Source organism: Paenibacillus sp. VTT E-133291, from assembly GCF_002264395.1.
Taxonomy (GTDB): Bacteria; Bacillota; Bacilli; order Paenibacillales; family Paenibacillaceae; genus Paenibacillus_AQ; species Paenibacillus_AQ nitricinens.
On record NZ_NFVA01000002.1, the window covers coordinates 123,427 to 135,472 of the forward strand.

9 protein-coding genes are annotated in these 12,046 nt (G+C 41.9%); 5 read left to right on the plus strand and 4 right to left on the minus strand.

The annotated features are described in order from the left end of the window. Window positions 1-12: 12 nt before the first annotated feature. On the minus strand, window positions 13-825 hold the full coding sequence (gene thiD, locus CA598_RS01690) for a bifunctional hydroxymethylpyrimidine kinase/phosphomethylpyrimidine kinase (RefSeq protein WP_042126537.1): 813 nt from the start codon (window positions 823-825) through the stop codon (window positions 13-15). A 130-nt stretch (window positions 826-955) separates the two neighbouring features. Then, window positions 956-1,843, minus strand: a complete 888-nt coding sequence (locus CA598_RS01695) for a DUF4850 domain-containing protein (RefSeq protein ID WP_094875105.1) — start codon at window positions 1,841-1,843, stop codon at window positions 956-958. Window positions 1,844-2,063: 220 nt separating this feature from the next. Here CA598_RS01695 and CA598_RS01700 point away from each other — a divergent pair, with 220 nt between their 5' ends. After that, window positions 2,064-3,158 carry a glycosyltransferase family 2 protein gene (locus CA598_RS01700; RefSeq protein ID WP_094875106.1) on the plus strand — a complete coding sequence of 365 codons (1,095 nt, stop codon included), beginning with the start codon at window positions 2,064-2,066 and terminating at the stop codon, window positions 3,156-3,158. Window positions 3,159-3,246: 88 nt separating this feature from the next. On the opposite strand, the gene CA598_RS01705 is transcribed toward CA598_RS01700, so the two are convergent. Next, on the minus strand, window positions 3,247-4,857 hold the full coding sequence (locus CA598_RS01705) for a response regulator transcription factor (RefSeq protein ID WP_094875107.1): 1,611 nt from the start codon (window positions 4,855-4,857) through the stop codon (window positions 3,247-3,249). A 14-nt stretch (window positions 4,858-4,871) separates the two neighbouring features. Next, window positions 4,872-6,593, minus strand: coding sequence for a sensor histidine kinase (locus CA598_RS01710; protein ID WP_094875108.1), 1,722 nt, complete (start codon window positions 6,591-6,593; stop codon window positions 4,872-4,874). A 248-nt stretch (window positions 6,594-6,841) separates the two neighbouring features. Here CA598_RS01710 and CA598_RS01715 point away from each other — a divergent pair, with 248 nt between their 5' ends. The 4 genes from CA598_RS01715 to CA598_RS01730 all read left to right on the plus strand — a co-directional run bounded on the left by CA598_RS01715 (window position 6,842) and on the right by CA598_RS01730 (window position 12,042). Further along, complete coding sequence (locus tag CA598_RS01715; protein ID WP_094870158.1) at window positions 6,842-8,446, plus strand: extracellular solute-binding protein; 1,605 nt, start codon at window positions 6,842-6,844, stop codon at window positions 8,444-8,446. A gap of 81 nt (window positions 8,447-8,527) precedes the next feature. Further along, window positions 8,528-9,451 carry an ABC transporter permease gene (locus CA598_RS01720; protein WP_094870157.1) on the plus strand — a complete coding sequence of 308 codons (924 nt, stop codon included), beginning with the start codon at window positions 8,528-8,530 and terminating at the stop codon, window positions 9,449-9,451. A gap of 17 nt (window positions 9,452-9,468) precedes the next feature. Next, window positions 9,469-10,392 (plus strand): carbohydrate ABC transporter permease, encoded by a 924-nt coding sequence (locus tag CA598_RS01725; protein WP_042187073.1) that lies wholly within the window; start codon window positions 9,469-9,471, stop codon window positions 10,390-10,392. Between the two features lie 45 nt (window positions 10,393-10,437). Then, on the plus strand, window positions 10,438-12,042 hold the full coding sequence (locus tag CA598_RS01730) for an extracellular solute-binding protein (protein WP_094875109.1): 1,605 nt from the start codon (window positions 10,438-10,440) through the stop codon (window positions 12,040-12,042). Window positions 12,043-12,046 lie beyond the last annotated feature (4 nt).

The window sequence follows — 12,046 nt, forward strand, 5'->3', positions numbered from 1 at the left end:
TAGCTTAGGGGTTTAACGTTCTAAACGATAGCCACCATGAAATACAGGACCTACATATTCATTGAACGCAAAGCCATTACGAATGGCTGCGGAGACGAAATCCTTAGCTTTTGCTACAGCTTCATGAACGGATAGACCGTTAGCTAAACCGCCTGTAATGGCAGCGGCAAAGGTACATCCAGCCCCATGATTGTGAGCAGGCTCGATTTTGGCTGTTTGAAATACGGTGTACTCAGAACCGTCGAAGAAGACATCAATTGCTTGGTCGCCGCCGAGTGCTTTGCCGCCTTTAACCACGACATTACGTGCACCAAGCTTATGAATCAGACGAGCAGCTTCTTTCATATCCTCTAGGGTAGAAAGTTTGCCAAGACCTGAAAGAACGCCAGCTTCAAACAGATTTGGTGTAACCACGGTGGCTAATGGCAGCAGTAAATCGCGAATAGCTTCTGCGCTGTCTGGGTTCAAGACTTCATCTTCACCCTTGCAGACCATGACCGGATCAATCACTACATTGGTCTGTAGATTTTCTTTGATCGCTTGCTCAGCAACACGCACAATTTCAACACTTCCCAGCATACCCGTCTTCATGGCATTAACTGGACCGCCTGCGAAAATAGTTTTTAGCTGCTCAGCAACAATGGATGCATCAATTGGATACACATTGTGGTGCCATCCATTGTCAGGGTCCATGGTAACGATAGTGGTTAAGGCACTGAAGCCGTAGGTTCCATATTCTTCAAAGGTTTTTAAATCCGCTTGGATCCCTGCACCACCACTGGAGTCGCTGCCTGCAATAGTTAGTGTTTTAATAATTTGAGTCATGGTAACGTCCCCTTTATATAACTGAATTCAAAAACAACGCACTGCAATGATTATAACAAAAATTAGCACATCCGTCTTTTAAAAAGCAAGAGTAGAGGTTGAAAATACCTTCTTCTAAAAATTCCCACGCTTAGTCCGACTTCTCTCTATTGGGGTCAGCAATAAAGAGGGGGCCATGATTATCTGTAAAAAACTTCATGAGGGTTTCCACTACTTCCTGCTGCTGGGTTATTTGTGATAGATGTATTTTAATGCTACGGAATAAATAACCCCATTCTCCTTCATCGTAATAGGCAGCTCCCTCGTCCTGATAGCCATTTGAGTCTGCTGACAGCGTATATCTGACGGTTCTTGCTTCAGCTCCTGCAGCACCTAAAATATGCCGTTCGCTGAACTTAAGGGGATTATAAATTGTAAATCCCATCGCGTCAGCCCATTCGGCTTTGTCCGGGAAATAGGCCCCGATTGAAGTGATAGCACAGCCTGTGCAGCTCCAAGCCGTATCTGAATAGTTCATGTTTTGTTCTGGATTGTTTGGATCTTGAAAGGTAACCCCATACGAACCATTAGCACCAACAACAGCGGTGGCTAGCCATCCAGCAGGTGCAAGTATAACATAACCCCCACCGATATCAGGTCTATAGACAAGCGTTGCTTCAACTTGATTTTTCATTTCTTGAGATAAGGCAAAGGTCATTTCAGGAATGGGAGGAACCACTGTATTTACGGTTTCGTCACCGCTATCGATATTTAACTGTGCCAGCGTGGTGTGCAGTGGAATGAGAACCGGTCCATTGTTGAGATCGCTGTTAGGAAATTCAAGCACTTCTTGAGTGAACCTGGGTTCTGATTCGTTATTTGCTGCAAGATTAGTTGGTGCGTTGGTGGATGTAGGTGGAGGGGTGGACTTTCCCCAGTTGAGGCCTTTATAGCCAATCAGCAGTACTAGTGCCATTACGACACATACTATTGAAGTTAAGATCGAGCCGTTTCTAACGCTTCTTCGTTTTGATTTCATATATGCTGTACCTCCTTTGAACTTACTTATATCTTATATAGACATCAGAATGGAGTGGGAAGTTTCTTATGAAAATTAGAAAGTATAAGTCTCATAATATATATAACCTTTATATTTCGGAAGTTCTTCATTATCGGTCGGGTTAGTGAAGGATTCCATTTCACCAACCCTGCATATCAATATAGAAAGTAATTTTAACAAAGCTTATAGGAGGGCGAGTATGGTCACGATTAGTTTATGTATGATTGTACGAAATGAAGAAAAAAGCCTGCATAAATGTTTGTCTAGCATTGCAAGTCTTGTAGATGAAGTGGTTATCGTGGATACCGGCTCAACGGATAAGACGAAAGAGATTGCAATGTCCTTCGGAGCTGTAATTTATGATTTCGAATGGATTGATAATTTTAGTGCCGCACGAAATTTTGCTTTCAGTAAAGCAACTCAGGAGTACATTTTATGGCTCGATGCGGATGATTATATAAAGGAAGCGGATCAGATATTGTTTAAAAAGCTAAAAGAGATTCTGCCAAAACATATCCACAGCGTAAATATGCAGTATAATCTGGCTTTTGACGAGGCGGGAAATGTCACAGCTAGCTTGCGTCGGAACCGGCTTGTTCGCCGCAGCTGTAATTTTCAGTGGATTGGCCCAGTACATGAATATCTAGAGGTAAGTGGTCCTTCATTCTGTAGTGATGTCTGTATTACTCATGAGAAAGATAAGGAATATACGGACCGTAACTTGCGGATTTATCAAAAAAGAGTGGCTGAAGGTGAACTGTTCTCTCCGAGAGACCAGTATTACTATGCAAATGAATTACGAGACCACGCCTTGAATGAAGAGGCTTGTAAATATTATGAGATGTTTTTGGCAGGTGGGCAAGGCTGGATAGAAGATAATTTCCAAGCTTGCCTAAGGCTTGCCGAATGCCGGGAACGGCTGGGGGATAAAGAGGGTTCATTTGAAGCGTTATGCAGAACCTTACAATACGATAAGCCACGTTCAGAGTTCTGCTGCCGAATTGGAGCCTTTCTTCTGGAAAAAAGTCAATTGCAACCCGCGGCATACTGGTATGAGCTTGCGATACAGCTGCCGCGGGATGTTGATTCGATGGGGATGAAGAATGGGATCTTTTATACCTGGCTCCCGCATCTTCAATTGGCTCTCTGTTACGATCGGCTCGGCCAACATGAGTTAGCAAACCAGCATAATGAAACGGCGCTGAGCTTTTACCCATCCCATCCTAGCATGTTATATAATCGCACGTATTTCAAAAATCTGCTGGGTGACAAATATGTAGCGTCTCAAGCTTAACCAAAGAGCCCCCAAAGTCATGATTATGACATTGGGGGTTTTGCTGTTCAGATGTATGCGTACAACGCCGGTGGCATAATCCCTCTTTTTAATATGCTGGATTATATTGTTGTTCTTTTTTGTAATCGTTGGGAGGGATTCCGACCTCTTGCTTAAACAGCTTAGAGAAGTAGGAGTAGTTGTTATAGCCAACCTTGTTTGCGACAGTATAAACAGACATATTTGTGGATTCCAAAAGATGCTTTGCAGCCGCGATTCTGACTTGGATGACGTAGCTGCCTAATGAAACACCAGTTTCTCGTTTGAATATTCTTGCCAGATAATCAGGATTGAGGTAGACAATTTCGGCCAAATCATTTCGCGATAGATCGTCACCGTAATGCGAATGAATGTATTGTTTGATTTCCTCTGCGACGGATTTGGTCTGTGCGGCAAACTCACGGTATTTCATGGCTGTAGTCACTAGATATTTAAGATATTCTTCCATATCCTCAATCGAGTTCAGAGAGTGCAAGGATAATTTATCGTTAGTTTTGCCGGAGTAAAGTTTGTGTGACCGTATCCCTTTGAGGTTGAGAAATGAATAGACCAGCTGAACAATATCTAAGCGGAACAAGCTAAGGACAGAGGTCTCCAGTGTTCTATTGTTAAGCATAACCCTTAGAGATTTCGTAACTTCCTCAAGAAAAGTAGTGAATTGATTCTGGTTCAGGAGCTCTTCCAAATAGGCAAGATCCGGTGGTGTATAGCCTGTTTTATTTTGATAGAGGTAGGCTTCCACTAAAAAAGTCTGATTTCTGCATCTCGTAATTTCCTCATCCATGCGAAGCGATTGTTTCAGAACATTTCCCACATGAGTCAGTTTATCGGATAAACCAATATTGCAGCAGACGTCGCATTTTAAATATGGAATCGCCTTTTGAATAAAGGAAGAGCATAATTCTTCAAGCAAGGGCGTGTCTGGTGTCTGGTTCCATTTTAATAAAGCGATCCAATTATAATCTTTATATTCCAGAATGCTCTCGATGGTAAAGCAAGGACTCCGTAACAATTCGTATAATACGTTCAGCAGGGCAAAATCAAAAAGATCCTTCTCTTCTTTTCCCATACTACCGTTGTATGGAAATAGGTTGAAGATTAAAGGCTGCAGAGTGTCGCTCATTTGATAGGAAAGGTTCTGTTCCTCAATGGCAAGGGTGATGTCCGCTAATTTAATCGGAAATGATGTGCTTCCACTAACCAGCTTACGCCAAAAATGTTCGAGAATCTTCGCCTGGTTTTTTTGCCAAAAGTAACCGCCTTGAATGGCTTTTTCATTTCTTTGCTGCTCTTTTGCCTGTGTGACAGCCTTGTGGATAATCAGCATCAGCTTATCAAATTCGATGGGCTTTAGAAAATATTCAAAGCTTTGCAATTCAATCGCTTTCTGCGCATAGTTGAAATCGGCATAATTAGTAAGAAGTATAGTCTGAATACTATAATTCCCTTCGCGAATCCATGCCAGTAATTCCAATCCGCTACCCTGAGGCATTTCAATATCCGAAATCAGAATTTGAATAGAATGCTTTTCTATTATTTCACGTGCCTGAGCGACATTATTTGCTGTATAGACCGTATCAATGTGTAACGATTCCCAATCAATTCTCTTTTGCAATGCAGCGATAACATAAAAATCATCATCAACAAGCAGTACATTCATAGTTAGCTCTCCATTCATTTAGATTTTTTAGGAAGCTCCGGAAGAGATAAGATTACACTAGCGCCGCCGCTCTCCAAATTGGAAAAGGTGATTGTTGCTCTTTTTAAATAGAGATATTCCAGTCGTTTAAGCGTATTCATAATGCCGATCTGCATACCGTTGCTTTGATCCAAGGGCTCACCAAGATTAAGCTTCTCTAACACTTGCGGTGGAAAACCGGGACCGGTGTCGGTGAGCTGGATAACGAGCATATCTTCCTCTTCAATCCGTAGTCGCTGGACTGTAAGCCTGATCTCTACTACATGTTCTCGTGAAATCGCATATTTAATAGAATTTTCAATGAAGGTTTGCAGCACTAATGGCGGAATTTCTACACAGCTTGCCTGATCCTCTTGCTCAATAGTGTAAATAAATGCATCCTGATAACGTTGCTTTTGAATCTCCAGATAGGTTCGGACATGCTCGATTTCATCCTCCAGCCGGACAAAATTCTCACCATTTTGAAAAATATAACGGAAATATTTCGACGTAGACAACGTCATATTCTCAATTTCTTTATACATTTCAATTTGGGCCATGCTATAGATGCTAGTCAGGCAATTCAAGAAAAAGTGGGGCTTGATCTGTAGCTTCATATAATCCAGTTGTATCCGCTGCTTCTCCAGTTCCTGCTCGTACATAGTGATTTTGAAGGTTTTGATTTGTTCAACTAAATCTTTGAACTGTGTGTTTGCTTGTTCCAGCTCTATAATCTCACTGCTTTTGAAATCTGCGGGTTGCCCAGCCTCATTAATTGAAGCAAGGTTCTCAGAGAAGCTTTGAATCGGGCCTAGTACTCTTTTCTTGAAAAACAGCAGAACGATGCATAAAGTGGACGTCACAATGAAGAAGAGTAACATTATAAGCAGCTGAGCAATGATGATTTTTTCGAATATGCCATATTTTATGACCATTTTGGTGCTGAAAGTGGTGTCCGAGAAGGCGCTGTTGATGGTTGTACGCGATTGCAAAAGATTAGAGAAGCCTCCCTTTTCCGTTATCAGCTTTCCGCTGTTCGATATGGGACTTGATAAAGGCTGTTCATTCTCATCTACTAGAGAAACATAACCATTAGCACCCAGATTAATTTGGCGTAGAGGGCGGATCAAATTATCGGCGGAGATCAGTCCAATTAAATAACGATTGTAATAGGGAACGATATTAATCACGTAGTAATGGTTGTTAACAAGGATTGGCGTCCATTTGGAATAAAACTTCTCATACATCTCCTTATCATCAATATAAGAAATAATCTTCGTTTTGAGCTGCCTGTAATCTGTATAGGTCACACTGATCGGTGCACAATTTAAAAAGTAGTTCTCATTTTTCAAATAGTAAAAAAAGTTGTACTCATGTCCGTAGTTTTTTTGCAGCTCGGTAAAGCGTTTATGCAGATTATCATTTGCTTTCAAGAACTCGATACTGTTGACCCCGTAAGTATTCATCGCAAGCAAGCTCTCATCGTTCCCAAGCGTCCAGCCCATATAGTGATTAATGTAGGCAAAATCATGATTGATGCGATTAATGTAGAGTGCCGCAGTATCCTGTAAATTTCGAGTGGACTGCTGCTTAACGATAGAAATGGAAGTAATGCTGATCGCTAAATCCAGAATGAGGACTGTGAACGAGACCGCCATCATGACTTTTATATAATGACGAATGGGGTAGGTTTTGTGTTCCGCTGTTTTTTTGTTCATAAAATCATTATAAGACCTCTGCAGGAAAAATACAGGAGAACTCACTAGCGATTTACCGCAAAGTCCGGAAAGCACATACAGAAGTCGGGATACTGTTATTAAGTCTCTTCAAGCGAGGATATTTGATTTTGTAAGCGAATTCAAAGGTCTGGATAACCGTCTTAAAGAGTCCGGAATACGAAAAAATAAGAAGCTATGATTAAGCTATTCCGATGAACTTTGATTAATTGAAATGGGGGATTAAGAGGATGAGCCAAGACAGTAAGCAAAAGACGGCAAAGAAATGGACTGTGGGTCTGCTGGCGGCTGCTATGGTATTTGGTATTGCTGGCTGCGGCGGAAAAGACGGGAATAATGCTGCAACTAGTGAGACGAGCAGTTACAACAAAGAAGGTCTGCCAATTGTTAATGAGCCTGTAACACTTAAGGTGCTGACCGTACGTTGGGGAAGCATGGGAGACACGTTTACGCAGAATCAATGGCTGAAGGATCTTGAAAAAAATACAAATGTCAAAATCGAATGGCAAGTGATGTCCTCCAATGATTGGGCCGAACAGAAGTCCATTCTGCTGGCTAGCGGTACACTTCCAGATATTATCCTCGGAAATCAAACCTTCGGAGATTCCGATATCGTTAATAATCTAAGCTTTTTCCGGCCGTTAGATGATTATATTGAAAAAAATATGCCAAATCTTAAAGCGGCCATGGAAGAAACGCCTGAGTTGAAAAAAATCAGCACTTTTCCTGACGGGAAAATCTATTCACTGCCAACAAGACTTCCATCGCGTCCTAAAAGCTCTCGTCAGCCTGTGATTAACAAAACTTGGCTCGATAAATTGGGTCTGAAGACTCCTGAAACGATTGATGAGTTATACAACGTACTTAAAGCTTTCAAGGAACAAGATCCAAACGGAAATGGCAAAAAAGATGAGATTCCTTTTATTGAAATTGGGAATGACTTGATCAGTCCTTTCGGAATTGCCGACTTGAATAACAACAATATGATTATCAAGGACGGAAAAGCGATCTATTTCCCTGTTTCGGAGGCGTTCAAAGAAGGACTCAAATGGGAAAATAAATTGTATGCGGAAGGTTTGTTAGATAAAGAAGTATTCACTCAGGATGATACGATGAGATCGGCGAAGTTCCAAAATCCGGATGCTCCGATTGTGGGCTTTACTTACCAGTGGACCCCGGACGCTGTGTTTGGTAAATGGAGCGATCAATATGTGACGATTCCACCGATTGCCGGACCGGATGGTAAGCGTTATACCATCGGGAATCCTATTGGGATGAATCTTAACCGTAATGAACTGCTGATTACTACGTCTAGTAAGTATCCAGAGGTTGCTGCACGTTGGGCAGATCAGTTCTACACGAACGAAGCGAGCATTCAGAATTTTTGGGGTGCGATTGGAACTGTAATTAAAAAGAATGATGACAGCACCTATACATTGATGGATCCACCTGCTGGAACCAGCGCAGATGCCTGGTACTGGGATCAGTCTCTTCGAGATTTCGGACCCAAATATGTGAGCCCATCCTTTGAACAGAAAATTGTCCTTAATCCTGAAAGTGGAGATGGACTGAAGCTTCAGCTGGATAAGCTGGGCAGTGAATATGTAACAGAACCTTTCCCTAACGTTATGTATACCTCCGATGAGTTCGAGGAGCTGCCAACCTTGACCACGGATATAGACGGTTATGTGAATACAATGCGCGCTCAATTTATTAGCAAAGGCGGAATTGACGAAGGCTGGGATGATTATGTCAAACAGCTTAATAAAATGGGGCTTGAAAAATTAGTTAAAATTCGCACAGATGCTTACAGTCGTTATATGAGTGTAAAATAACCTATTCGTCTTTCGAAAAAGGTGCTGCCCTACATAAATCTGTGGGGTAGCATTCTCTATTTTTAATAAGGAGGGGATGTTATGAAATCTAATCCAATTCATTTGAGTAGGAAACTCGGACAAATCAAACAAAACTGGGGTCTGTATACGTTGCTTTTTCCTGCAGTAGTCCTTACGTTATTGTTCGCATATAAACCCATGTATGGGGTGCTCATTGCCTTTAAGGATTATAGCCCGGCATTAGGAATTGGCGGAAGTCCATGGGCCGGATTCAAATACTTCGAGAAGTTTTTTAATTCCTATCAATTTTCAGCAACGATTAAAAATACACTAATCATCAGTGTGTACAGTCTGATTACGTTTCCGATTCCGATTATACTTGCGCTGATGGTTAACCAGATGAGACCAAACCGTTTCAGACGTTTTTTTCAGACGGTGTCCTATATGCCTCACTTTATCTCAACCGTAGTTATGGTGGGCCTAATGATGATTCTGTTCTCACCTAGCACCGGACTACTGGGCAATATATATAGTCTTTTTGGGAAAGAAGCTCCTGATCTGATGGGCTCTGCCGGATTATTCAGCAGTGTGTACGTCTGGTCGGATGTGTGGCAGCATGTCGGCTGGGACAGTATTATCTTTATCGCTGCTCTCTCTGCTGTTGATCCTAGTTTGTACGAGGCTGCAACCGTGGACGGCGCAAGTCGGATGCATAAAATTCGTTACATCGATATTCCGATGCTGATGCCAACAGCGATAACATTGCTTATCCTGCGGGTCGGGGGGCTGCTTGGGGTTGGATTTGAAAAGGTGTATCTGATGCAAAATGACTTGAACATCACTTCAAGTGAAATTCTGTCTACATATGTCTACAAAATTGGTCTGCTCAGCAGTCAGTATAGCTTTTCGTCGGCGATCAACCTGTTCAACACGGTCATTAATTTTATTTTATTGATCATGGTCAATCAGATTTCTAAAAAATTAAGCGAAAATAGCTTGTGGTAGAAGGGAGGAGCATTGAAATGGGAGGTTTAGAGACAGCGACAAAAGGAAATGTAGGAAAAATAAAGAAGAATCGCTCATCAGATACTATAATGGAAATTGTGATGTACGTAATATCGGCAATTTTTCTAATCATCCTGATCTATCCGCTGTATTTTATCGTCATTGCTTCGTTCAGTGATCCTTCCGCGGTGGCAGGAGGTCAAGTTTGGCTATTTCCTAAAGGGTTTACTTTTGATGGTTATAAAGAGCTGCTTCGTCATGAGAATATTTGGATCGGATATTGGAATACCATCCTGTACACGGTGGTTGGGACTGCAATCGGTTTAGTAGTTAATATCTCAGCAGCCTATGCGTTGTCAAGAAAGGACCTTGTGGGGCGGAAATATATTTCGCTGTTTTTCATCTTTACAATGTTCTTTAACGGGGGTTTGATTCCTACTTTTTTAACGGTTCGTGATTTCCATCTCTATGATACTTTCTTGGTGATGGTACTGCCTTTCGCAGTTGGAGTTTTTAATATCATAGTGGCACGAACTTTTTTCCAGACTAGTATTCCGGGCGATTTATGGGAAGCAGCGCAGATTGATGGTTGTGGAAATCTCCGTTATTTTGCACAGATCGTTCTACCGTTGTCGAAGGCTATTATTGCAGTGTTAGGTTTATGGATCGCTGTAGGGTATTGGAATTCATATTTTAATGCCTTGATTTATTTGAAGAATCCTAATATGTATCCTTTGCAGCTGATCCTGCGAAATATTCTGATTACCAATCAGATGCAGTCTGGTATGGGGACCGGAGAAGCCGCACAAATCGCGTTACGGCTCGCTAATATGATGCGGTATTCAGTTATTATCGTGGCAACTGTTCCAATTATGTGTGTATACCCATTTGTGCAAAAATACTTTAATCAAGGGGTAATGATCGGCGCAGTGAAGGAATAAGCTCTTCTGCTTTTCTACTAACATTTGTGAGGGAGCAAGACCGTAATGAAAAAGCAACCCAAAAACAGTATCAATAGAACAATCACCGTCATTCTTTTAGTGACAACATTACTTGCTGGCCTTTCAGCCTGTAAAGGGGATAAAGGGGTAAACTCTGTTGAATCTGATCCGGGTCAATTTCATAAAGAAGGTTTGCCAATCGTGGATAAGCCCATGACGCTGAAGGTTCTAACGGTTCGGTGGGGAAGCATGGGAGATAACTTTATCCAGAATCAATGGCTGAAGGATTTGGAAAAAAATACGAATGTCAAAATCGAATGGCAGGTGATGTCTGCTAATGATTGGAGTGAACGTAAGTCTATTTTGCTGGCAAGCGGGACACTTCCAGATATCATTTTAGGGAGTGAGACCTTCGGAGATTCAGATATCGTCAATAATTTAAGCTTATTCAGGCCGCTTGATGACTATATCGAAATGTATATGCCTAACCTCAAAGCAGCCATGCAGGAAGAACCTGAATTGAAAAAAATCAGTACTTTTCCGGATGGGAAAATCTACTCTTTGCCTGCAAGATTACCTTTACGCCCTAAAAGCTCGCGCCAACCCGTGATTAACAAAACCTGGCTGGATAAATTGGGATTGAAGGTTCCGGGTACGATTGATGATCTATACAACGTGCTAAAAGCTTTTAAAGAACGTGACCCTAATGGGAATGGAAGACTGGATGAGATACCTGTTATTGAAGTAAGTAATGATCTCATCAGTCCCTTTGGAATTACGGATCTGAACAATAACTTTATGGTTGTCCAAGACGGAAATGCTGTATATTACCCTGTTTCAGAGGCATACAAAGAAGGGCTCAAATGGGAGCATAAATTATTTGTTGACGGGTTGCTTGATAAAGAGTTATTCACCCAAGATGAAACGATGAGATCAGCCAAGTTTCTTAATCCGGATGCTCCTATTGTAGGATTCTCGTATCAGTGGACGCCAGATGCCGTGTTTGGTAAATGGAGTGATCAATATATCACGATTCCCCCGATTGCAGGACCGGAGGGTAAGCGCTATACCATAGGAAATCCGCATGGAATGAATCTGGAGCGCAACGAGCTGCTTATTTCTACTTCTTGTAAATATCCAGAGATTGCTGCCCGCTGGGCTGACCAGTTCTATACCAATGAAGCAAGCATTCAAAATTTCTGGGGAGCGATAGACACCGTTATTGAGAAAAATGTCAATGGTTCCTATACATTAATGGACCCACCGATGGGTACCAGTGCTGATGCCTGGTATTGGGATCAATCACTCCGGGATTTCGGGCCGAAATATGTCAGTCCAGTGTTTGAGAAATCCATCTTGCTTAACCCAAAAACCGGAGATGGACTGAAGCTGCAGCTCGACAAGCTGGGAAGTGATTATACAACGCCGCCTTTCCCTGATGTAATGTACACCGCTGAAGAGTTTCAGATGCTACCGGCTTTGACTACGGACATCGATAGTTACGTCAATACAATGCGTGCTCAGTTTATAATTACAGGTAAAATTGACGAGGGCTGGGCTGATTATGTGAAACAGCTGCGGGGAATGGGACTGGAGAAGCTGGTTAAAATTCGTACCGATGCTTACAGTCGTTATGTGAATGTAGAATAAGAAC

Bases quoted from the DNA above. Each gene is read 5' to 3' on its own strand.
- thiD (WP_042126537.1), bottom strand. From the start codon at position 825: ATGACTCAAATTATTAAAACACTAACTATTGCAGGCAGCGACTCCAGT.
- CA598_RS01695 (WP_094875105.1), bottom strand. From the start codon at position 1,843: ATGAAATCAAAACGAAGAAGCGTTAGAAACGGCTCGATCTTAACTTCA.
- CA598_RS01700 (WP_094875106.1), top strand. From the start codon at position 2,064: ATGGTCACGATTAGTTTATGTATGATTGTACGAAATGAAGAAAAAAGC.
- CA598_RS01705 (WP_094875107.1), bottom strand. From the start codon at position 4,857: ATGAATGTACTGCTTGTTGATGATGATTTTTATGTTATCGCTGCATTG.
- CA598_RS01710 (WP_094875108.1), bottom strand. From the start codon at position 6,593: ATGAACAAAAAAACAGCGGAACACAAAACCTACCCCATTCGTCATTAT.
- CA598_RS01715 (WP_094870158.1), top strand. From the start codon at position 6,842: ATGAGCCAAGACAGTAAGCAAAAGACGGCAAAGAAATGGACTGTGGGT.
- CA598_RS01720 (WP_094870157.1), top strand. From the start codon at position 8,528: ATGAAATCTAATCCAATTCATTTGAGTAGGAAACTCGGACAAATCAAA.
- CA598_RS01725 (WP_042187073.1), top strand. From the start codon at position 9,469: ATGGGAGGTTTAGAGACAGCGACAAAAGGAAATGTAGGAAAAATAAAG.
- CA598_RS01730 (WP_094875109.1), top strand. From the start codon at position 10,438: ATGAAAAAGCAACCCAAAAACAGTATCAATAGAACAATCACCGTCATT.